Origin of the sequence: Anaerobiospirillum thomasii, assembly GCF_900445255.1 — a bacterium.
GTDB lineage: Bacteria > Pseudomonadota > Gammaproteobacteria > Enterobacterales > Succinivibrionaceae > Anaerobiospirillum_A > Anaerobiospirillum_A thomasii.
Genome location: NZ_UAPU01000005.1, coordinates 426,886 through 450,820, shown reverse-complemented (window position 1 = coordinate 450,820; position 23,935 = coordinate 426,886). Strand labels below are relative to the sequence as shown.

Genomic DNA, 23,935 nt, shown 5'->3' with positions numbered 1-23,935 from the left:
TTTTATTTTTGCAAAGTAAAGAATGAGAGCTTCTCTTTTAAGGACTCAAGCTTTTCAATAGTGCTTAAAATCTCATTGTCAGCCTTTTGGGCATAATTGGCAACATCCTCTGTAAGTGTGGTAATACCCTGAATATTGGTTGAGATCTCATGGGTTGCAGTTGACTGCTCCTCAGCTGCAGTTGCAATCTGAGTAATCTGGGCATTTACATCAATAACATGAGAGGTAATATCCTGGAATATAGTCTCAATGGAGCTTGCCTCATCTGAGAGCTGATTCATGCTCTCCACGCTCTGATTGATAGACTCTGTAGCCTTGTTGGCATCATTTTGAATGTCTGTCACCATGTTGGAAATTTCCTGTGTGGAGCGTGATGTTCTTGAGGCAAGGGCACGCACCTCATCGGCAACCACAGCAAAGCCACGACCAGCCTCACCGGCACGGGCAGCCTCAATGGCGGCATTTAAGGCTAAAAGGTTGGTCTGAGCTGCAATTTCCTCAATGGTATTTACAATTGAGCCAATATCAAAGCTCTTCTGGGCTAGGATTTTAACTATATCGGCACCGTTTTGCACATTGCGGCTCTGCTCCTGTATACCCATGACGGCCTCACGCACCTTCTGCTCACCATTTGTAGTGATATTTTTGGAGTTCTCTGAAGATAAAGAGGCATTTTCACAGTTTCTGGCAATATCTGTAGTGGTAGAAACCATCTCATCAGAGGCGGCAGCCACTGTTACAGACTGAGACTCGGTGCTGTTGGCATGCTCAACAATGGTACCTGTGACCTTCTGCAGCTCATGCAGTGAGTTCTGGGTATGATTGGTTCTGTGCAGCACTAAAGTCAGTGTTTCATTAAGTGAACTGCGCATAGCTTCAATGGCCTTGCTGGCCCTGCCAAAATCATCGTTATAGGATGGGGCTACCTTAAAATCAAGATTGCCATCTGCAATGTTGGTGCAGTAGTCAATAGTCTGATTTAAATGTCTGCTGATATAGCCAGAAATAGCAAAGGCAATAGCCAGGGCAAAGACTACAGAGAAGGCGGCAAAGGTAAGACCTATATACATAAGTGTAGGATCGCTTGCATCCTTGGCATAGACAATAGCTGTTTTTACCTGCTCATCAATAAGAGCCTTGAATTTGGCATCGCAGGCAAAAAAGAGTTTTTGAGTCTTGTTAAAGTAATTGTTTACAGCACGGTTGACGTCACCTGCCTTAAGTGGTGCTATTACATCAAGATCATAGGACTGAGCATACTTATCTGTCAGGGCCTTGAGATCTAGAATATTCTGTTTATACTGCGCAGATGAGGCTCTGGTGCCAATGATATTTTCATTCATAATGGCAACAGTATTGTGCAGAGAGTCAATTCTTGCCGTGGTCTCTTTTATATAGGACTCGACTGTGCTTTTTGTAATCTCATCATCTTCATAAAAGAACATAATGGCCTGCATATTTAAAAGCTGCAGTGCCTGCTGTGTATTTGATACACGCCCATAGGATTTTTGCAGAACCTGCGAGATCTCCTCTGCTGTATCAGACGCTGAAGAATTTGATACTGCCGAAGTGGCCGAGATTGTGATGGTTAAGACTACAACAATTAAAAAAGACAGTAAAAGCTTAAGTTTTGTATTAATATCAAAGATCCAGTTCATATACACTCCTACTCATCAAACCTCAGGCCCATACCATATTCAAAGAATCTTTTAAATAACAGGTATTTGCCCACAGCGTCTTTTTATTAACGTGCTTAAAAATAAAAAATTAAAATCAGCACTATTTCAGATAAACCGCATTAATCGTAAAATATTGATTTTATATAACTTTTATTGCTTTAAATTAAATAAAAAGACCAGATGTTATATCTATCTATTTGCAAAAGAACAGATATATAAGATTCATTATAGTTCAAAAAATTAACAAATATAGTAAAAACATTAAGATAGCAAAAGCGAGACGGCAAAGTGTAAAAATCAGGTTCATGCGGCGCACAACAGATGTATTTTCTAAACGTGCTTATGATTGTTCTATAGATTTTGATATTTGGTTATTTGCTAAGAAAATGACTAAGGCGATCAATTTAGCTTTTAAGCGTGGTACTATCAGGATAGTATAACAATAATAAAGGGCTTCACGGCCCTTTACACACAGGGGGTCTAAAAATGGTAAAAGATGAATTTATGAAGTATAAAGCACCGACTAACAGTATACCAACATATAAACTATATGACTTTGACGCATCTTTGAATTATAAGCCCTTAGAATACTATACATCATTAAGTACAGATGAATACAATAAGCTAAGTACAGAATTAAAGGCTAATATTGAGTTTACTAAATGGGCCTATAAAATTGGTGTAATTGGTGAATATAGATTTAAATACATGGTTAAAAAGCTAACATTAAAGCATAAAATTTATAATTTCTTTACAGGGCAGGTCTTTAATTGGATTATTGTGCCTTTAATTGGATGGATAGTTTTAGGCGGTTTATTCTGTTGGATCCTTGAGTTGTTAGGGTTTTAAAGATAAATATTTGATTTTAGGGGCTTTAATGCCCTTTTTTTATGTCTGTTATCAAAGTGGCGTGATATGTATGTTTATTTGATGCTATTCAGTGCACAAAGTAGCGTAAAGCCGTGATATTGTTCTAAGCGTTTTAAAAGTATTGACAGCGTTGTATTTTAAGGTTTTAATTGTATTCAAGGGGTAACAATCTCACGCGCGCGTCCTAGTATATATATTATATAGTTATCTAGTATCTAGTATATCAAGTATCAAGTATCAAGTGCTACAAAGAGCGATCAGCGTGTTCAGCGCTTAACAGTTCGGTACATAGTGCTACTGCTTAAACTTAGGCTATCGCCACCACACCCCTCCTCACCACACCACACAAACAAATATATCTTAGTATCGTATCAAGTATCAGGGGAGGGGCAGGGGAGGTACATGCATGTCACGTGTACAGGGTTAAGCCGTAAAACTGATATGGGGTTATGCCGTTATTCTATTATCCTATTATGCCGTAAGTAAACCCACAAACAAACAACTTTGAAACTTTGGACTAAGTGAATTACAGGGCTAAGGGATCCAATAAGCAGGGTTTTGGTGATAGGTATGCACGGCGTGACGGTATGGGGCTGATTGTGGTAATCAAATTAAAGCCTTAAGTATCAGGGGCAGGGGCGTGGTATGGGTCAAATGTGGGTCGCCTTGAGAGTAATCAGACATATTTGTGTGCGACTTGCATGGAAATTATAAGCGGATAAATTACATCGTGACTTCTATGGTTAAGGATTAGCAGAATAAAGTGCTTTAAGAGTTTTCACACATGCTTTTTCTAAAGCCTTTGATACCAGTGGTGAAGGAATTATTATATTTTTTTATCAAAAAGCTGAGTGCTGCTAAAAGACGGTGCACTAAAAAAGTTAAAAATACTATATATTTTTAGCGCACAAAGCAGGCAGAGTATTTTATTTATTTTTAAAACAAGGTTTTTTTAAAATGTGAAGATAATCTATCCTTTGTTTATTTTTGTGGCTCCTGTCCGTAAAAATGTGATTGATTTTATTTAATTATGTTACATTTAGAGCGTTTTTATGTAGAATAGATAAAGTTGATATCAGGTATATTGTGTCATCTGCATGAGATGATGCAAGTATCTGTGTTACATTTAAAATGTAGGTGTGTTTAATAGATTAAGGGCCAGTCCCGACAAAAGGAGTTTCTTGTGGAAACCCAGGATATCAAAGAGAAAGAAGAAGTGGTTAAAACTGAGAGCGCTGTTGCAACTGACAAGAGTCAGGCTGTAGAGGGAGGCTCACGTTTTGAACATATCAATGAGGCATTAGAGCTTTTATATACTCATTTTCCAAAGTGCTTTATCAAAGAGGGTAATGCCAAGCCGTTAAAGATTGGCATTTTAGATGATCTCAAGAACAGAATAGGCGACATTGAGGGCATGTCTATATCAAAAGCCCGCGCCGCTGTTCGTTTATACACAACCCGTCTGCGCTACTATTACTGCGTAAAGGAGGGCGAGGATCGTATCGATTTAGACGGCAATGCTGTAGAGAAGGTTACTGCAGAGCATGCCTCCTATGCCAAAGAGCGTTTTGATGAAATCAATGCCAAGCGCAAACCTGCTCCTAAAAAGAATAATAAAAAGCCATTTAACAAAGATGACAGAGGCGGCAAAAAGCCATTTAATCGCAATGCAGGTGCCAAGCGTCCAAGACCGCGTCTTGTCAAGGCCACTGTTGATGATCTAAAGGCAGGTCGCGAGGTTTTGGTTTCAACCAACGGCCGTCACGTTAAGGGCGTTGTCAAGCAGGATGCTTCAGCTAGCAGTGTGACTGTAACTTTAGATACAGGTGCAACTGTAACACTGCTGATTGAAAGAGTTCTAATCGCTCAGAAATAAGTAGAACAGAGGTTTTTGTGTTTAAGTTAAATAAGCTGGCACTGCTTGTTCCTTTATGCCTGTGTTTTGGTGTGCAGGCAAAGCTCAATGTGCCACAGTCTATTGATGAACTGCCGGTTCTGGCTCAGGACAATCTGCATTCTGTAGTCTGTTCACGTACTGCCAATTATTTTTTAAGGGCCCATTATAAGGCTGTTAAGCTTGATAATGCTTTTGCCGACAATGTTATTGCTCAGTACCTGTCTTATTTGGACTATAACAAAAGCCTCTATCTGCAGTCTGAAGTAGATGAGATCTATAACAACAGAGCCGAGATTTTAAAGGCCATTGAGCTGTGCAATCTCACCTATCCATATGCTCTGTACAATGAAAATATCAAAAAGCGTTTTAAAAAGTACTCTTTTTACCTTGAGAAGTTAAAGTCTGGCTTTGATGTTGACACCGATGGTGTTATTGAAATGGACAGAAGTGAGTCTGCCTATTTTACAAGCAGGCAGCAGCTTGAGGATCAGTGGTTAAAAGAGCTTAAAAACGAGTATATCAATCAGATTCTGCAGGGTAAGAGTGATGAAAAGGCTAAAGAGCGTTTAAAAAAGCGCTTTGAGTCAGCGCTGTCCCGCCTGGTTCAGGTTGAGACTGAAGATGTGTTCTCCACCTTTGAAAACGCTTTTGCTACAGCCATAGATCCACATACAAGCTATCTGTCAAAGCAGGCCTCTGAAAACTTCAATGACGATATCAATCTGTCACTTGAGGGTATTGGTGCCGTGCTGATGGCTGATGATGAGTTTACAGTTATCAATTCTTTAGTGGCAGGATCACCTGCTGAGCTGTCAAAGAAGCTCAAGCCAAAGGATAAGATTGTAGGTGTGCGTCAGGAGGACGGTACCTATGATGATATTATAGGCTGGAGACTTAATGACGTTGTAAAGAAGATTAAAGGTCCAAAGGGCAGTGCCGTCTATCTTGATATTGAAAGAGATGAGGGCTCAACACAGAAGAACTTTACAGTAAAGCTCATACGCGACAAGATTAAACTGCAGGACAGAGCTGCCAAGGGTGAAGTCAAACTTGCAGGCAAGGACAAGGTTGGCGTACTGTCAATCAAGAGCTTCTATACCGATCTGCACAAGGATATTAAAAAAGAGCTTGAAAAGCTCAAAAAGGAGAATATTTCCTCGCTCGTTATTGATTTAAGATCAAACGGCGGTGGTCTGCTGCCTGAGGCTACATCTTCTACCGGTCTGTTTATAAAAGACGGTCCTATTGTGCTTGTGCGCGATGTTGTAGGCAATATCATGCCGCAGGTTGATACAGATGAGTCTGTAGCCTATGACGGTCCAATTGTGGTTTTAATCAATCGTCTGTCAGCCTCAAGCTCTGAGATTATGGCAGCTGCACTGCGTGATTACGGCAGGGCTGTGATTATAGGTGATACCTCATTTGGCAAGGGTACAGTACAGCAGAACAAGCATTTGGCCCGCGTCTATGATTATGCCAATGAGGATTATGGCTCTGTACATTATACTATAGCCAAGTTCTACAGAATCAACGGCAATTCAACTCAGTTAAAGGGCGTGGTACCTGACATTACCTTCCCAGGTCTTGTGGATAATACACAGGTGGGCGAGCGCGTCGAGAAAAATGCACTTAACTGGGATAAGATTGACAGCGTGGATTATCAGGGATATCTGAATATTGATGCCTATGTACCAGAGCTGACACTGCGTCATAACAACCGCGTAAAAGACAATCTGGCCTTTAGAATTATGCGTGAGGATATGGACAGATATCTTGCGCTAAAAGAGAAAAAGGTGTTAAGCGTCAATCTTGACAAGAGACGTCAGATGAAGGATCTTGAGGATAAGATAGCTCTTGAAAACACTAATTCCCGTTTAAAGGAGATGGGAAAAGATCCGGTCAAGAAGGTGGATGATCTGCCAGATGACTTTGAATTCCCTGATGCTCTGTTAAATGAGGCAGTAAATATTGCAAGTGACTTTGCAACGCTAAGTTCAAGTAAGGTGCACAGTGCACAGAACACTCCGATTTTTACCATGTACAGTGTTTCGAACAAACAAGACAACAGCATAGAAAGTACAAATTAAATATAGAGCCTGGATTTAAAAAATCTGGGCTTTAACTTTTTTCAGTTAAGGAAAAAACATGGCTTCAAAGAAAAATTACAAGGCAAAAAAGCGTCTTGAGTATAAAGCTCCTGATTTTACCGCTACCAATATTGAACTTGAATTCAACCTCTCTGATGAGTATACACAGGTAAAATCTGTAACCCGCTATCAGCGTTTAACCTCTGACAGAAAGGCAGCCTTACGCCTTGACGGTCAGGATCTTGAGCTTGTTGAGGTGCTGCTCAACGGTCATCCATGTGACTCCATGGTCGAGGGTGACTGCCTTGTCATTGAAAATGTACCTGATGATTTTGAGCTTACTGTTGAGACTGTCATTGCTCCTGCCTCAAATACCTCACTTATGGGTCTTTACAAGACTGACGGAGTGTTCTGCACTCAGTGTGAGCCAGAGGGCTTTAGACGCATCACTTACTTTTTAGACAGACCTGATGTTCTTGCCAAATACAAAGTTACCATAGTAAGTCCTGAGTATGGCTGCGGTGTGCTGCTCTCAAATGGTAATCTTGTGGCATCCGGCACTAAAAACGGCCGTAACTTCTGTACCTGGGAGGATCCTTTTCCAAAGCCATCCTATCTGTTTGCGCTGGTGGCAGGATCTTTTGATATTATTAAAGATACCTATAAAACCAAGTCAGGTCGCAATGTATCTTTAGAGCTGTATGTGGACAGAGGCGCCTATGAGCGTGGACTGTGGGCCATGGAGAGCATCAAGCAGTCTATGAAGTGGGATGAGAGTCGCTTTAACCTTGAGTATGATCTTGATAACTTTAAAGTAGTGGCTGTTGATTTCTTCAATCAGGGCGCTATGGAGAACAAGGGTCTTAATATTTTCAACTCAATCTATGTCCTTGTTGATCCGCATACTGCCACCGATACCAATTATTTTAATGTGCAAAGTGTGATTGGCCATGAGTATTTTCACAACTATACAGGCGACAGAGTAACACTGCGTGACTGGTTCCAGCTGTCTTTAAAGGAAAGTCTTACTGTATTTAGAGATCAGGAATTCTCATCAGATGTAGCCTCACGTGCTCTGACAAGACTGCAGTCCATTGATGTCATACGCGGCACACAGTTTGCAGAGGATGCAGGTCCTATGGCTCATCCTGTGCGCCCTGAAAAGGTTATGGAGATGAATAACTTCTATACCGTGACTATTTATGACAAGGGCGCAGAAGTTATACGCATGATCCATACCATCTTAGGTGAAGAGGCCTTTATCAAGGCTGTCAATGACTATCTGACCCGCTATGACGGACAGGCTGCGACCATTGAGGACTTTATTGTCTCCATGGAGGTCTCATCTAAAAAGGATCTGGCTCAGTTCAGACTGTGGTATACACAGGCAGGTACCCCGCATGTGCGCGCCAGCTGGGAGTTTGACGAGCAAAGCTCACTCTTTACTTTAAATCTAAGTCAGACTCTTGAGTGCGGTGTGCCTTTAAAAAATGCCAGTGCCATGTATATTCCTATAAGAATGTGCTTTATAGATGGTAAGGGCAATATACAAAACTCACCTGAGCTTGATGAGAGCGGTATTTTAATTTTTAATCAGGATGAGCAGAGCTATACCTTTACCAACTTGAGTGCCGATACTCTGCCTGTGCTGTTTATGGACTTTTCAGCTCCTGTAAAATGCTTTGCTCCATATACTGATGATGACTACAGTCTCATGCTCAAGAATGTAGCCGATCCATTTATTAAAAAGGACAGTGCTACATCTTTAATCAATAACTATGTACATGGCCACATTGACAAGATTGCCTCAGGCGGCACACTGCCAGATCCTGTTGCCATCATCGATGCCATTGGCTTTTTACTCACCGACAAGAGCGTTGATCCGCTTTTAGTCTGTGAGCTTATCAAGATCCCATCAGTCAATGAACTGATTGAAACCTTCAAGGTTGTAGATCTTGACTCACTTATTGCCATAAGAGACTTTATTGAAAAGCAGGTGGCTCTGAGCTTGGCTGATACCTTCAAGACTGTTTATGAGAACAACAGACTGCGCGGCTCATATAAGTATAATATAAAGGATGCCTCAAAACGTGCTCTGCGCAACAGCGCTCTGTATATGTTAGCTCTTGCCAGAAAAGAGAGTGAGAAAGTGGCAGAGGCCGATGCTCTGGTGTTGTCTCACTATGAAAAAGCCAACAATTTTACAGACAAGCTTGCAGCCATGACCTGCGCTGTACATCTTGAGCTGCCATGCAAGGGACTGATTTTAGAGAACTTTGAGAGCAAGTGGCAGCATGATGCCTTAGTCTTTGACAATTTCTTTAGAGTGCAGGGCTCAGCCCCATCCGAGGAGACTGTCTATACAGTAAGAAAACTGATGCGTCACAAGAGATTTGACAAAATCAATCCAAACCGCGTCAGAGCATTGATAGGCTCTCTGGCCTTTAACAATCCAAAGGCACTGCACAAGATTGATGGTACAGGTTATCTGTTGCTCTCAGATGTGGTACAGGAGCTAGATGGTATCAATCAGCACATAGCTGCCCGTCTGATTACTCCGCTTTTAAGCTTTAAGCGCTTTGATGCCAAGCGTCAGGAAATGATGCGCGAGGTGCTGCACAAGTTAATCAGCAAGGATAATATCTCAAGCTCACTGTATGAGAAGATAAGTGCCGCAATTGGATCATAGATCTGATGGGTGACGGATATGTATGGCTATAAATATTATCACTTTTCATTAAATATAAGTGCCGATGAGTTAAAGAGGGTTTATGCAGGCTTTGCCCATAAACTCGTGGTCAGAACAGATGAGGGTATTGTGCTTGAGCTTGATGCCAATCATCTGCGCTCCTTTACCACCATACAGGGTATAAAGGGCCGCTTTGTGCTGTGCACCTCATCTGCCAATAAATTTGTATCGCTTAAAAAAGAGATCTAGTTATTATGTCTTTATATTCATTATATCGCCCTCTAATCAGGCCTTTTATGTTTATGCTTGATCCAGAGGGTGCCCATAATATGGTAATAAAAATGGGCAGTATGCTCTCGCACGGACCTTTGCTGTCTTTATTTTCTCAAAGCGTTGAGGAAAGACCTTGCGATGTAATGGGACTGCATTTTAAAAATCCATTAGGTTTAGCTGCAGGTCTTGATAAAAACGGTGATGCCATTGACTATCTGGGAGCCTTGGGTTTTGGTTATCTTGAGCTTGGTACTGTGACACCAAAGGCTCAGTTAGGTAATGAAAAACCGCGTATGTTCAGAATAGTTGAGGCTGACGGTATCATCAACCGCATGGGTTTTAACAACAAGGGCGTGGATTATCTTGTTAGTAACCTTATAAAAAGAAAGTACAAGGGCATAGTAGGTGTATCAATTGGCAAGAATGAGGTAACATCACTTAACGATGCCCATCTTGATTATATCTACTGTATGCAGAAGGTCTATGCCTACTGTGACTACATTGCCATCAATGTGTCATGTCCTAATACTGTAGGTCTGACTGCACTGCAGGATCTTGAGCCTTTGAGCAAATTACTCAAGGTATTAAAGGAAGAGCAGCAAAAGCTTGAGCTCAGTTATAAAAAACATGTACCTTTAGTAGTTAAGATGGCTCCTGATCTAAATACAGAGCAGATTGAGGCTCTATGCCACTCATGCCTTGAAAATAATATAGAGGGCATATCATGTACTAATACCACAACAAGACGTGATATTATCTATGGCCTTAATCATGCCAGTGAATGGGGTGGTTTATCAGGCAGACCTTTATATGCGCTAAGTAATGACGTGCTTAAAAAGGTTAACTCTATAATTGAAGGTAAAATACCGCTCATTGGTATAGGCGGTATCTCCAATGCCATAGAGGCCAGGGAGAAGATGAGTAATGGCGCAGAGCTTTTACAGATCTACTCTTCATTAATCTATAAAGGACCTGTGGTCATACGTGATATCGTCAATAATTTATAAATTGTTTACGTTTGTTAAACAGTAAATTTTAAAAAATACCAAAAATGATCCAAAAAAAGTGTGATTGCCCAAAAGCTCACACTTTTTTTATTTACCTCATTGTTTTTATATTTTTCTAAGTCTATAATTATACTGAAAGTTAATTACAGAATAGGAAGTTGTTGTGAAATTTATACCAAGTGATGCATGGAACTGGAGCTACGGAGAGTATGACGGCTCTACATACCTGATCACAAACTTAGTATCAGATGAAAACGTACCATATAAGTTTTCAACACATTTTAAAAAGGAAGATCTTCGCAAAGACTGTGCACCTTCTGTAAAACAAACTTTATGTGTTGAGGATATGCAGCTTTTAGCCGATTTTCAGGAAGGCCTGTACAGCATAAATATGCTAGATGAGATTGAGTGCTTTGATTTAGCTCTCAATGCAGTAGCCTGTGCCAGATTCGTTAAGCTGACAAATCCTGTAAGCAATTATTTTATGCACGCTGTAGAGCCAGAAACCTATATTTCACGCGGCCAGATAGTGACTTTATACGCTATAGACGGTGCCGTAGGCGACTTCATCGTGCTTGATGATGAGCCACAGGATGGCTTATACAGATTAATGCTGGTAAATAAGGAGCTGACTATCTTCTCATATACGCTCAAGATTTCCCAGATGGTAAGAGTACAGGCAGACAGAATCAATATCTTTAGATTAAAACATAAAAAAGCAAGATTTGCCTGATTTTAAAAGTTTTTTATTTCTCCTTGTTTGTTTCTAATGACTGTTAGAACTCGTTAACCCCTCAGATGCTCCATCTCTGAGGGGATTTTTTTATCCTCAGAGAGTACCTTGCAGCATATTCACAAGTTATCCTCAATTGATCCTTAAGATAACCTTAAAAGCAGCCTGGGAAGGGGCATAGGACATAAGCTGCCTTATGGTCTGTAAAGGCTGGCAGGGGCCAAATGTAAGCAATTTTAGCTGTAATCATCTGCAGATAAGAGTAGGGGTTAAAGTAGGGAAGAGATAAAGTCATCTATACTGTACAGGACCATTAAATCCTATCTTAGATCTTAATTAAACGTCCGAGCAGATGGCAGGGGACTGCATCATGCTGTGCGTATCATCTCTTTATGCTCAAATTTCAGAGCAAAAAATACATATAAAAACTATTTATATATTGTATGCAAATATACTCATACATATAAAATAAAAAATGACCAGGTTGTAGTGCTTTGTAGATGCTCAATTGTGTGCCAGATACTGCTAGTCTGTGTGTCTTGGGTAGAGGGAACAAAGAGAGAGTAAAAGGTGCTAAGGCAGGGGCTAGTTTTGATTAGTTTTCTTCGCATAAGTTTTGCAGTCAAAAGATTAGTGTCTGGCGCCAAATAAAAGGGTCTTTTTGTGTCATGTATAGCCAAAGATCTGCAGATTTACATTATGCAACTACAGGCAACAAGGTAATTTTGAGCCGATCTGCGGCTAAAACTGAGTCAGTTTTCTTAGCTTTGTTTATAAATGTAAGATCTAAATAGATCTCCTTTTGGCAGGATCTGCGCCATTTGTGAAAGTCATGATGCCAAGATTTGGCAAAATCTTAGGATTGTGATGAAAGATTTGCTTAATATGAAAGGAAAAGTTTATATTTAAATTATACCTTGATAAGTGTGATAAAACTTAATATTTAGCGCTTATAAGTAGCTTAATAGCGCAATTTATAGCGAATAGTGACAGTGATAAATGTCTTGATAAATTATAATAAATAAAAAGCAATTTTCAATTTCTGAAAGTTAGGAAAATAAATTACAAAAATGTAAATTTATTTATGAAAGTTACTTTCATAATTTTGAAAGTAAAATGTTACAATTACCCCACACTATTTTCATATTTAGCTGCAGCGCTCTGTGTTCTCTATCAAGCGTGTTAAGTAGAAATGCAAATTTATTTACAATTGTAAAATGACTATAATAATATTATCTTTTACATCAATTATTGTTTTTAGAGCTATTTATTTTCTATTAGTTCAAGATTTTTTTTGAACAGCCTTTATTACTGACTTAATTTATATCTTTTTGACCCCTTCTCTCCCTACACAGCCAGACTGAAGCTAACCTGGCTTTTATCCTGTAAAATCTTTTGTGTGCGCTGTAAGTGAAAAAATACGCGGCTATATAATCTTTTATTGACTGTAGCAGACATTGGAGTTTTAACTTAGCTTTGCCAGTCTTTTTTCATGATTTTTTATAAAGTTTAAAAAAATCTAATTTTAGGTTTCACTACTTTAAAATAAGTATCAGGGACACTCTCCCTTCTGACACTTCTACTTTTATAAGTGTCATAGTGCAGACTTATTCTTGTCAGTTCTTAATTATCAAACTAAGAGCTTATCTTTACATTTAAGATCAGACGATCGCATCAGTTGCTGCAAAATCAACAAATCTGTATCTTTGTCATGAACTTTTCTTTTTTTAAGAGCTTAGATCTGAGGATAAGATCTCTTTAAGATCGCGCGTGCTTATTATGCAGACTTATAAAAGCCTGATGGTTTTATGGAAAGTCTTTAGAACTTGGCAATCTATGCATATAAAAAAAGCAGGAGAGCTGTCTCCTGCCTTTATCTTCAATTGTGTATTGTCTCTTTTTTAAAAGCTTAAGCTGCTTTTATTTTAAGAGCATCTTATTATTCAGCTCTTTTGAGTTTGATTAGCGTGATCTCACTTGGTACCAGGATGCGGCAGGAAAAGCCTGACCATATACCTGTGCCATTGCTTACATAAAGCTGCAGTCTATCATCTATCTTATATAATCCGCTGACATAGCCTGCATTATATTTTGCAATCAATGGCTTAAGGAAAAACATAATGCCGCCATGGGTGTGACCAGATAACATTAAATCAGCATCAACTTTTGTCATAGTAACTGTGGCAGGCTCATGGGTCAGATATATACGTGTGCCATCTGGGGCACCTTTAAAGGTCTTTTTGGCATCAGGACCTGTGTAGTTAAACTGCGGGGCTTTAAGATCAGGACTGCCGCCAATGGTCAAAGTGGCTCCGTCAATATTAAGAGTTACATGCTCATTGTCTAAAAACCGTATGTTATTGCCTTTAAGATGCTCAACCCATTCTCTTGCCATTGAGTAGTACTCATGATTGCCGGTTACGGCATAAATGCCATATGTGCTTTTAAGACTTGCAAGCGATTTAAATTCTTTGCCATTGGCTCTGACAGATCCGTCAACATAGTCGCCGGTTAGGAGCACGAGATCAGCCTTTTGCTCATTGACTCTGTGCACCACGCCTTCTAAAAAGTCATGCTTTAGAATAGGTCCTATGTGAATATCTGTAAGCTGTATGATATTAAGTTTTTCAAGCTCTTCAGGCAGATCCTTTATCTTAACCTCTACGACCTTTATATCTGGGATCTTTAGCTGATAGAGCGTGCCACTTACTGCCATGACAAGAGCACAGAGTATTAAATAAGGATTGAAGCGATTTAAGGTAAAGGTGCTTTTTACCTTCATTAACTTTTTAATGACAAGTAAAAGCACAGAGCATATATCTTTAAGCAGTGCTAAAAAGGCACACAGCAGTAAAAAGGCATGGCCTGTTTCAAGGGCTAGCACTGTCTTTACATCAAGATTTGGCTCTAAAATTGAGCCTGTATATCTGTAGATGATAAATTTTAATGAGCAGACAATAAATACAATAGATAAAAGGATTTTATATCTTGGTTTAATGGCCGCTGGCAATGCTAGCGACGCTATTGCATAGAGAGTAAAGATAATTGATGATATAAATAGTATGCTCATGAAAAAAAAGTCCGTGACTGTTAAAGTAGCTAAACTATACAAACATTATTCTTAATGCTCAAGATCTGCACCAATTTGTAAAATCTAACAGTGCAACATCTATACAGACTGTCTTGTAATGGCTGGCAGCAGGATCTATAAAATTTATGGCCTTTGTATATTTAGCTGTATTTGCACTGAAAAATGTATTATATTGCTCCTTAACTTTATGATGACAAAGGAAAAACATATGTATAAAAAAGCATTGCTTGCCATAGTTTTAGGTACAGCTGTTTTAACAGCCTGCAGCTCATCATCTCCACAGCCACCAGAGGAGGCTCAAAAGGAGCAGGTGGCCAAGGCCGCACCATTTATTGGTCTGTACAGCGGTGTAACCCCATGTGCCAGCTGTGAGGGTATTGAACTTAATTTAAGTATTAATGCAGATACTACCTATGATTTAAAGACCACCTATATTGGCAGTGCCGATAAGAGCTCTATAAGTGATATGGCTTTTATGGAGAGTGGTGTGTATAAGATAGATGATGATATTGTTACGCTGATAACACCATCTTCAGGCAATGAAACATATTTTAAACTCTTAGATGACGGTAATCTTCTGCGTGTATCAGAGGATGGATCTGAGCCTTTAGAGCCTATGCGCGATCTGTATATTCTAAAGAAAGTACAATAGGCACTAAGGCAGAGACTGCCTTATATTCTGCTTTTAAGCTTTAAAAAGGGCCAGAGAATAAACTCTCTGGCCAATGAGCATATTGCTCAGGAGAGAAAGCTTAAAATAATGTATTAACCGCCTAAAAGTGACAGGGCAATCTGTGGTCTCTGATTGGCCTGAGATAAAATAGTCTGTGAAGCCTGCTGCAATATCTGATTTGCAGTTAATGATGCGGTTTCCTCTGCAAAGTCCGTATCACGGATACGTGAACGGGCATCAGATTCATTTTCCTGAATGTTGGCCTGATTTCTTATGGTTGATTCCATACGGTTCTGTATGGCACCAAGCTCGGCGCGCTTGGAGTCAATAACCTGAATAAAATTGTCAACAGAGGCTAGGGTATACTGAGCCATAGACTGTGTTGATACAGAAAATCTTGGTATATTACCGTCTTTTTGAACACCAACACCTGCCTGACCAAATGTAGCGCCTGTAATACCTGCAGCATCGGCTAACATGGAGAACATAAAGCCGTTTGACATATTGGTAACAGCAATGGTGTCATTGGCATTGGCACCAACCTGGAAGGTTACCTTGCCATCTGAGCCGATAATGGTATTAGCTGAGTTTGATATGGCTCCTGTTCTATATCCTGCCAGTACCTGCTTGCCGGCATAGGTGGTCTTACAGGCAATACGGGTCAGCTCGTGTGACAGCTGTGTGATTTCCTGCTGAATGGATTTTCTGTCTTCCTGTGAATAGGTACCGTTAGCTGCCTGAATGGAGAGAGTTCTGACACGCTGCAGCATATTGGTCATCTCATCCATGGCGCCTTCAATAGTTTGGGAGAAAGCTATGCCGTCGTTGCAATTACGGTTTCCCTGACCTAAACCATTGATTTGTGAGGTTAATCTGTCAGAGATCTGAAGTCCTGCAGCATCGTCTTTGGCTGAGTTGATTCTAAGACCAGATGCCAGTCTTTGGTATGAAACGTTAAGCGCATTGGTGGCATTGGTCAATTTTCTCTGACCATTAATCGATGACACGTTAGTATTAACATAAAGAGCCATTTTTTCTCTCCTATTTTTACTGTTAGATTTTGCCGTAAGTGGCAAGCTTATACTAATGACTCCATTTATGAAAAAAGTGTGCCAAAGCTTAAAAAAATATTATCAGACTTTGCGTATATCCTACATATACATAAAAGATCTACTGTGCTATGTTGTAGCTGTGTCTAAAAAGGAGGCGCCTATGACCTGTAATGTACATATTCTCAAACAGAGTGTGGTGTTAACCAAGTGTGATGCTATTGTCAATGCTGCCAATACATCACTTTTAGGCGGTGGCGGCGTGGATGGTGCCATTCATAACATGGCAGGTCCTGATTTACTAAAGGCATGCTCTGCTTTAGGCGGCTGTGAAACAGGATCGGCTAAAATCACCAAAGCCTACAATATAAAGACGGCAAAATATATAATTCATGCTGTAGGTCCTGTCTATTCAGGCCGAACATCTGATCCACAGCTTTTAGGCTCATGTTACAGCAGTGCCTTAAATCTGGCTCTTGCCAACAGCTGCAGCTCCATAGCCTTTCCATGTATTTCAACAGGTGTGTACTCCTATCCTTTAAACAAGGCGGCAGATGTTGTCATAAACTCTCTTGAAAAATGGGCCGCAGAGCATAAGGATGCAAATCTTGAGATTTATCTGTGCTGTTTTAGGCAGGAGGAGTATGACAGCTATCTTGCGCTTAATCGCGGCGATGAGTTTACTCTTTAGCCAAATAAATTAAAGCCTGAGTACAAAGCCTGCACTGACAGGGGCTTCATGACAGAGAGCATGGTGTCATAAAAGCTCCTGTCATCCATTAAAGACAGCTCTTTTGAGCTGTAGCCTAAGGTATTATATGATTTCATGGTCTCAAGATTGGCTGTATTGAGACCTTTGAATTTATGATCTTCAAAATCTTTAATCAAGGCATGATGCACTTTTGCAAAGTCTTTAAGATAGAGATCGAGGTTGGGTATACGATTGGATTTGATGCTGTTTATACTCTGCTCAACAGGGATAAGATTCCAGATTTGATTGTGGGCCACAAAGGACCATGGCATAAAATGATCAAGGGCAAAGTTATTGATATCAATAATTTTTTGCGTATAGATGCACTGCAGTGACTTATGATACTGCATAAATCTTGTAAATATGTCTCTTTGAGCTGTCATAGAGTCTCTATCTTTCTGATAGATGATTTTCTGCAGCAGATTTGGGGTGCACAGATTTAATCTTTGCAGATACTGCGCCAGATTGTAATAGCTAAAATCCATTAAAATTGGATAATTTGTTAAAAAATACTCACAATAGTGCGCATAAAGCTCAATAGAAAGACAGATTGTGCCGCCGTCATTTAAATTAAGTCTGTATGGGGCATTGATTATGGGGCTGCAGGATAGACGGCCGATCTCAAGATTTTCTGGGCCTGTATCTTTTCTAGAGCCAGTCCATGGTGAGAGAAACTTTACAGGCACGTACTTTAAAAGATCTTTTAAAAGCTTTTTTATAGCAGGCAGATCTTTGCTGCCACGGATCTGTTCAATAACAGCTTGAGAGCTTAAATGCTCTTTGATATCAAGCGTGCCTTTTAAGATATCAATTTTGGCAGATAGTGTATCCTGCGTGCCAAAGTTTAGGTTATATACAGTTTTAGCATGCCAGGCGAGGCCTAACATGGTAGATGCAATCTCTTTTGCCTCAATTTTGCAGCCTTTAAGAGCTAAAGTCTGATCGCTGCAGGCTCTTTTTTGCAGAATATAAAGTATAGCTATAAAAAAATAGTATTTATAGCTGTTGGTTACATTTAAAAAGATGCCGGCAATTTTTGATGTTTCAATAGTTTTGCTCTCTGGCAGCTGCATCTTATACATAACTTATCTCATCTTATATATCACTGCCTTTAGCATAGTATAAAAGCAGTGATTAACAAAGAAGAGAGTTTAATATTTTCTGACAATGCTGTTTTTTATGTCCACATGTCTGATTAAAAATGAGCCTGCGCCAATGATAAGTGCAAAGATAATAACTATATGTAAAGCTATCTGCAGTGTATACATCTGCGCCATAAAGCCAATAAACGGCGGAAAGAAGAGCAGGCCTGAATAGGATATGGCAGCTACAATGGAAGTGGCGCTTTCTGCATTAAGAGTTTTTTGCGCACCTGCCTTTGAAAAAAGAATAGGACTTACAGGAGCGGCTCCTATACCCATGAGGCAAAAGAGCAGTAGGCACAGATAAGGATTGGTGGCATGCAGTCCTGCAAGTGTGGTGACTGCCACAATACAGGCAGCTGTGAGCAGGATTTTATAGTCAGATACCTTTGATCTTATTCTGTCTATGACAAGACGGGTCATGGTCAAAGACAGGCACATGGCAGCATAAAGCAGGGCTGAGAGTGACTGACTGGCGCCTTTTTCCTCATGCAGCAAAATAGATCCCCATTCGGCCATAGAGCCTTCAATAGCGTAGGAAATGCCGTTTAAAAGACCAAGGCAGATGATAAACAGAGGCAGACTGGCCCATATTCTGGCTTTGTTCTTATCTTTGTTTTTAGTCTCTGGCTGCTCCTTGGTTTTAGTTATAAGGTGGGAGAAGGCTGTAAAGGTGAAAATACTGTAGATAAAGAAGATAGCTGTATAGTTTATAAAAAGATTGAGATTAAAGGCTGCACATAATGATCCTAAAAGTGCACCACCCAAACCGCCTATGGCGTAGGCACCGTGCAAAAAGCCCATACATGAGACCTGATAGGTGCTCTCAAGCCTAATACCCAGGATATTGATACACACATCAATAATGCCAAAGGCAAAGCCTATGGTTATCATACAGATAACAGCCTGCAGCATGTTTTGACACAGACCCAAGGCACAGTCTCCTGCAATAAAGAGAAAGACGGCAAGTTTTAAAATAGATGTGGCGCTGAAGATACGTATGATAAATGAGGCCATGGACAGTGAGAGCACGCCAGAGAGGCCAAAAGACAAAAGTAAAAAGCCAATATCGCTGTCCAGGGCCTCTATCTGTCCTTTTAAGGAGGGCATACGTGAAGTTAAAATTCCATAGCTAAGACCTGGCAGTAAGAAAAAATATGCCAGAGAAAGTTTTTTGATTTTTAGCTCATGTAATGACATTTTAACCCCATATTCTTGAACACAAAGTGGATATGGAGTATAAACTACTGTCAAGGACAAGAGTCAATTATAAAAATATATTAAATATCAATGATTAAATCTTAAAAATTTTTAATTATGCCCAATTTAATTAAAATCAGTGATTTTGCCTCGCTGTGCGGCACCACCAAGGATACGCTTTTGTACTATGACAGGCACAATCTTTTAAAGCCTGCCTTTATCTCAAAAAGCGGCTATAGATATTATGCTCTTGAGCAGTATTACCGCTTTGACTATATTAGAGTGCTAAAAGGGGCCGGATACGATCTGTCACAGGTTAAAGGACAGCTTGAGAGCAAGGAGCTCTCTGACAACATTATGGCTACGGCCCTAGTGTCTCTCAAAAGGCAAAGAGATGAGATAGATGCCAAGATCTTGATGCTAGAGTCGCTGCAGTGTGTGGCTACAGATTATAAAGATCAGGGTTGTGACAGACTGTTTTTTAAAGATTATGAGGCCATAAGCTATGGCTTTATTCAAAAACAGCACAGTGTTATAGCCAGCACCAAAGAGACGGTTAATTTTTTATCGCAGTATTTAAAGGACAGCAGGCTTAGCTCATACTTTGAGTATCAGCCTGTAGGCACGCTTATAAAGAAAAGCGCCGCAGCTAAAGGATCTGTTATCTACAAGGGCTTTTTGTGCAGGGCTATGGGCTCAAAAGACAGTGTGCCTGAGTGTTTTGAGCTAAAACGTAGAGCTAAGGGGCATTATGCCTGTATCTTTCATCATGATACAGACGAGGGGCATGTGCGCTATACGCTGTCCTTTATTCAAAGTCTTAAAGAGCAGGGCTTTAAGATACAGTCTGATATTTTTACCTACTATGATGCCTTTTATCTGCAGCCTATGAGTGATAACAGCTATCTTTTGCGCTATGAGATAAAGGTCTAGTCAGCATCTTTGCTCTAGACAATCACCTATCATTTATCTAGTATAGATGCATTACATTTTACGTTTAAACATAGGATTGTATCATGGCTCGCAACAGTTATGGAACTACATGGTGGGGGCAGCAGTGGCTCAATGCCCTTAGTGGAATAGATCATCAAAACCGTATACCGCGAGGCAAGAGTTATGCCAACACTGATAAAGTCTATAACTTTTCTATAGATACTGCCAAAGGCCTGATTAAAGCCAGAGTCAGGGGCAATTATGATCCTTTTTACTCTGTAAAAATACAGCTCAACAGAGTTGAGGGGGAGTGTGTAGATAAATTTATTGATGCAATAGCCTCATCGCCTTTGATTTTATCAAAACTTGCCACAAGGCAGCTTGATCCACAGGTGGCTACTCTGGCCGATAAATTTGGTATAAATATTTTTCCCAAATCCTGGCGCGATTTTAGCTTAAAATGCTCCTGTCCTGATTTTGCAGTACCATGCAAACATATTGCAGCCGTTATTTATATTGTCAGCAAAGAGATTGATGCCAATCCTTTTATTCTATTTGAGCTGCATGGCATTGATATTCTTGAAAAGCTCAAGCAGCGCAATTTTGTCTTTGATGAGGTCAAACAGAGCGAAATACCTTCATGGATGTCTTTTTTACAGCCATCTGAAGCTTACGCCTGTCATGACACTAAAAAGTTAAGAGAGCTGAGTTTAAGCGCAGTAAATCAGTTTGAAAACGGTATTTTAAAGCTTTTAACCGATACACCGCCAGGCTTTACACAGGGCTCTTTAAGAGATATCTGCTCTGATGTTCTTAAAAAGGCTGTAAAGCTAAGTCATGCTCTTTTATCAAGCAAGGTTGACAGAGATCTGGTCTCACTCTCAAAGTGCACAGACAAGAAACCTTTTATCAGGGTCAACTCCTTAGGTGAGTATGCAGTATCTCCTGTATCTTTATGTATATATCCGTCAAAGGGCAGTGGCGCCAAAGAGATCTATACTCTTTGCGATGATAATACAGACGCAAAGAGTCTGCCTGTTTATCATCTTTTCTCAGGCTTTATAAGTACACGCGATCTTGAAAATGCCACAGAGGAGCTTGAGTCTTTATATTATATATGGCACATAGCTCTAAAGCTTGTAGGAGCCAAGGCTGTGATGCCGCAGATGTATGAGTGTATTGACGGTCTGTATCGTATACGCTGGATACCTGCCATTTTAAATCATGACATCAAAGAGCTGGTATTAAATGTAGGCAGCAGTATCACAGGAATTGGCAAAAATATTTTAAAAATTGACAGAACAGAGGACTTTGTTCTTGATGCCTATCAGGCAGGACTTATTATTCTGTCAGTATTTATACAAAGTATTATAAGTGACGCCTACAGACATCAAAAAAAGGAAAATGATGCTTTTGAGCTTGAGGCTCTGTTTGAAGGCAGGATCATAGATATAGAAGAAACACCAGCCTCATCTGGTATAAAACTGCGTCTTGAGTCCTGGCTGCAGCCTTTATTTATAAAGGAGCTTGAGGTTTCTCCTGTTATTGTTTTAACCGATCTTTTAGATAAAAAGAGCAGACAGATACGATCTGATCTTATTGTAAAGCGCTCTAATCTTCCATACTTTGCAAACTATGATGAAAGAGAGGATGTGTATGACAGCTACACAGAGGTTGTAGATGATGCAGATGAGAGTGACGCTAAGAGCTCTTTGCCAGATGGTATAAAAGAAAGTGCTGATATTGTTATTGATATTGGCTTTAAAACCAAAAGAAGCGATGGGGCTAACGGCTTTGTCCATCTAAAGGATATATTAGATGACAGTTTTTATGATGATATACGTTTTGCCTGTTTAAGAACCATTGCCAGACTTGAATCTATTGCACCAAATCTTTCTGATGTGTTAAAAAGCACTGATTATCAGTCCTTAGTCAGTATTGAAACTCTTGCGGCGCTGTTAGTTGATGCGCTGCCTGCTCTTAAGCTTTTAGGTATCTCAATGGTGGTACCAAAATCTCTAAAGCATCTTTTAAAGCCACAAAGCTCCTTGCAGCTTGATGTTGGCGATTTTGATTTTGACTCGGCATCTATGCTCAATCTGGCAAGTCTTTTGTCCTTTGATTTTAATTTATCAATAGGTGACAGTCAGATAAGTCAGGATGATTTTGAAAGTCTCATGGCCTCTAAATATCGTGTGGTGCGTTATAAAGAGAACTTTATCAATGTGGATCCTACAGAGCTCTCACGCCTTAAAAAACGCTTTGAGGAGAACAGGGACAATCCAAAGCCAATAGCTCTTATAGCAGCCGCTCTGTCAGGTGAGTATGAGGGCAGTACTGTTGTTTTAACTGACAGTATGCAAAAGGCTATAGAGACTATTTTTAAAGAGAAAATGACAGATGCCTCTTCCACATTGCAGGCAAGTTTGCGTGAATATCAAAAAAGAGGTTTTTCCTGGCTTTATAAAAACACTCAGGCCTCAATAGGCTCCATTATTGCCGATGATATGGGTCTTGGCAAGACTCTGCAGGTTATTGCCACTTTAGATAAAATAAGGGAGTGTGGGGGTTTTGATACCAATCCAGCTCTCATTGTGGTGCCATCATCACTGCTTGTAAACTGGCAGCGTGAAATGCAAAAATTTGCCCCAAAGCTTAACTTTAAAGTCTTTTATGGTACTAAAAAGTCTCTTGATACCAACTGCCATGTGGTATTGACCACCTATGGTGTTATGACGCGTGCTGCTGACAAAGAGTTTGCCAAGGTTAATTTCAGGCTGTGCATTATAGATGAGGCTCAGGCCATTAAAAATTCAAAAACAGCAAACTTCAAGAAAATCAAGAAGATAAATGCTGACTGTCGCATTGCCATGTCAGGAACACCGGTTGAAAACCGTCTTGCTGAGTACTGGTCAATAATGGACTTTGTAAATCCTGGACTTCTGGGCAGCGAGTCTGATTTTAAGCGTGATTATGCCAATCCTATTGAAAAACATCGTGATGCCTCAGCTGTAGACAAGTTTAGACGAATAACTGCTCCTTTTGTAATGCGCCGTCTAAAGAGTGACAAGAGCATTATTGATGATCTGCCTGAGAAAATCTCAACTAATCAGTATTGTTCATTATCTAAAAGTCAGGCGGCACTGTATCAGAGCAAGGTTAACTCGGCTCTGCACAGACTTGAGAGTGATGAGGTCAATCGTCTGGCATTGGTGCTTGAGATGATTATATCTTTAAAACAGATCTGCAATTGCCCTCAGACTTTTGAGCTTGATGATAAGGATTTTGATCCTGCAATGATAGATCCGCAGGATACAGGCAAGAGCGAGAGTCTGTTTGCTCTTTTAGATGAGATGATTGATGCAGGGCAGAAAGCCATTATTTTTACGCAGTTTACTAAAATGGGTGAGCTGTTAAAGTACTGGTGCCATAAACGCTACAATATGGATGTTGATTTTTATCACGGAGGTCTTGGGCAGAAGGAAAAGAGCAGAATTGTTGATACTTTTCAAAATGACAGATCCAAAAAGATCCTTATTCTCTCACTGCGTGCTGCCGGTACCGGTTTGAATCTTACAGCTGCCACCAACGTAATCCATTATGATTTATGGTGGAATCCTGCAGTTGAAAATCAGGCAACAGACAGAGCATACAGAATAGGTCAAAAGCACAATGTCAATGTGTATCGTTTAATCTGTACCAATACCTTTGAAGAGAAGATTAATGAGATAATACAAAGCAAAAAGGAGTTGACAGAGCTTACGGTAAACGCAGGGGAAAACTGGATTGGCGACCTTTCAAACCGTCAGTTAAAAGAGCTCTTTTCAGTAGAGTGATAGGCTGTCTGTATAAGGCTGACAA

At 40.0% G+C, this 23,935-nt stretch carries 16 protein-coding genes; 11 read left to right on the top strand and 5 right to left on the bottom strand.

Annotated elements, in window-relative coordinates; all coding sequences use genetic code 11:
* Nucleotides 1-2 precede the first annotated feature (2 nt).
* Nucleotides 3-1,658, bottom strand: a complete 1,656-nt coding sequence (locus DRZ93_RS02230; RefSeq protein WP_113745715.1) for a methyl-accepting chemotaxis protein — start codon at nucleotides 1,656-1,658, stop codon at nucleotides 3-5.
* Between the two features lie 507 nt (nucleotides 1,659-2,165).
* Here DRZ93_RS02230 and DRZ93_RS02225 point away from each other — a divergent pair.
* The 7 genes from DRZ93_RS02225 to DRZ93_RS02195 all read left to right on the top strand — a co-directional run bounded on the left by DRZ93_RS02225 (nucleotide 2,166) and on the right by DRZ93_RS02195 (nucleotide 11,235).
* Nucleotides 2,166-2,528: a hypothetical protein gene (locus tag DRZ93_RS02225; RefSeq protein ID WP_113745714.1), complete on the top strand. Its 363-nt coding sequence runs from the start codon at nucleotides 2,166-2,168 to the stop codon at nucleotides 2,526-2,528.
* A 1,204-nt stretch (nucleotides 2,529-3,732) separates the two neighbouring features.
* Nucleotides 3,733-4,425 (top strand): RNA chaperone ProQ, encoded by a 693-nt coding sequence (gene proQ, locus DRZ93_RS02220; protein ID WP_172457998.1) that lies wholly within the window; start codon nucleotides 3,733-3,735, stop codon nucleotides 4,423-4,425.
* Nucleotides 4,426-4,442: 17 nt separating this feature from the next.
* On the top strand, nucleotides 4,443-6,533 hold the full coding sequence (locus DRZ93_RS02215; RefSeq protein ID WP_113745713.1) for a carboxy terminal-processing peptidase: 2,091 nt from the start codon (nucleotides 4,443-4,445) through the stop codon (nucleotides 6,531-6,533).
* Nucleotides 6,534-6,591: 58 nt separating this feature from the next.
* Entirely contained in the window at nucleotides 6,592-9,222 is a 2,631-nt protein-coding gene (pepN, locus tag DRZ93_RS02210) for an aminopeptidase N (RefSeq protein WP_113745712.1), read from the top strand.
* An 18-nt stretch (nucleotides 9,223-9,240) separates the two neighbouring features.
* Complete coding sequence (locus DRZ93_RS02205) at nucleotides 9,241-9,471, top strand: DUF2835 family protein (protein WP_113744505.1); 231 nt, start codon at nucleotides 9,241-9,243, stop codon at nucleotides 9,469-9,471.
* A gap of 5 nt (nucleotides 9,472-9,476) precedes the next feature.
* Nucleotides 9,477-10,502: a quinone-dependent dihydroorotate dehydrogenase gene (gene pyrD / locus DRZ93_RS02200; protein WP_113745711.1), complete on the top strand. Its 1,026-nt coding sequence runs from the start codon at nucleotides 9,477-9,479 to the stop codon at nucleotides 10,500-10,502.
* 163 nt (nucleotides 10,503-10,665) lie between these two features.
* Nucleotides 10,666-11,235 (top strand): cell division protein ZapC domain-containing protein, encoded by a 570-nt coding sequence (locus DRZ93_RS02195; RefSeq protein WP_113744503.1) that lies wholly within the window; start codon nucleotides 10,666-10,668, stop codon nucleotides 11,233-11,235.
* A gap of 1,939 nt (nucleotides 11,236-13,174) precedes the next feature.
* Here DRZ93_RS02195 and DRZ93_RS02190 read toward each other — a convergent pair.
* Entirely contained in the window at nucleotides 13,175-14,305 is a 1,131-nt protein-coding gene (locus tag DRZ93_RS02190) for a metallophosphoesterase (RefSeq protein ID WP_113745710.1), read from the bottom strand.
* 229 nt (nucleotides 14,306-14,534) lie between these two features.
* On the opposite strand from DRZ93_RS02190, the gene DRZ93_RS02185 reads away from it, so the two are divergent.
* Nucleotides 14,535-14,978 (top strand): copper resistance protein NlpE, encoded by a 444-nt coding sequence (locus DRZ93_RS02185; protein ID WP_172457997.1) that lies wholly within the window; start codon nucleotides 14,535-14,537, stop codon nucleotides 14,976-14,978.
* Between the two features lie 113 nt (nucleotides 14,979-15,091).
* Here the strand turns inward: DRZ93_RS02185 and DRZ93_RS02180 are convergent, their stop codons facing one another.
* The gene (locus DRZ93_RS02180) at nucleotides 15,092-16,030 is read right to left on the bottom strand and encodes a flagellin N-terminal helical domain-containing protein (RefSeq protein ID WP_113744500.1); all 939 of its coding nucleotides are present in this window, start codon (nucleotides 16,028-16,030) and stop codon (nucleotides 15,092-15,094) included.
* A 181-nt stretch (nucleotides 16,031-16,211) separates the two neighbouring features.
* Between DRZ93_RS02180 and DRZ93_RS02175 the strand changes: the two genes are divergently transcribed.
* Nucleotides 16,212-16,739, top strand: a complete 528-nt coding sequence (locus tag DRZ93_RS02175; protein ID WP_113745094.1) for a macro domain-containing protein — start codon at nucleotides 16,212-16,214, stop codon at nucleotides 16,737-16,739.
* On the opposite strand, the gene DRZ93_RS02170 is transcribed toward DRZ93_RS02175, so the two are convergent.
* Both DRZ93_RS02170 and DRZ93_RS02165 read right to left on the bottom strand, forming a co-directional pair.
* A complete protein-coding gene (locus DRZ93_RS02170; protein WP_113745709.1) occupies nucleotides 16,736-17,881 on the bottom strand; it encodes an HNH endonuclease domain-containing protein in 1,146 nt (381 codons plus the stop codon). The genes DRZ93_RS02175 and DRZ93_RS02170 overlap by 4 nt on opposite strands.
* 69 nt (nucleotides 17,882-17,950) lie before the next feature.
* Nucleotides 17,951-19,141 carry an MFS transporter gene (locus DRZ93_RS02165; protein WP_113745708.1) on the bottom strand — a complete coding sequence of 397 codons (1,191 nt, stop codon included), beginning with the start codon at nucleotides 19,139-19,141 and terminating at the stop codon, nucleotides 17,951-17,953.
* Nucleotides 19,142-19,258: 117 nt separating this feature from the next.
* On the opposite strand from DRZ93_RS02165, the gene DRZ93_RS02160 reads away from it, so the two are divergent.
* Nucleotides 19,259-20,074 (top strand): MerR family transcriptional regulator, encoded by an 816-nt coding sequence (locus DRZ93_RS02160; protein ID WP_113745707.1) that lies wholly within the window; start codon nucleotides 19,259-19,261, stop codon nucleotides 20,072-20,074.
* Nucleotides 20,075-20,157: 83 nt separating this feature from the next.
* On the top strand, nucleotides 20,158-23,910 hold the full coding sequence (locus tag DRZ93_RS02155) for a DEAD/DEAH box helicase (protein WP_113745706.1): 3,753 nt from the start codon (nucleotides 20,158-20,160) through the stop codon (nucleotides 23,908-23,910).
* The last annotated feature ends 25 nt before the right edge of the window (nucleotides 23,911-23,935 follow it).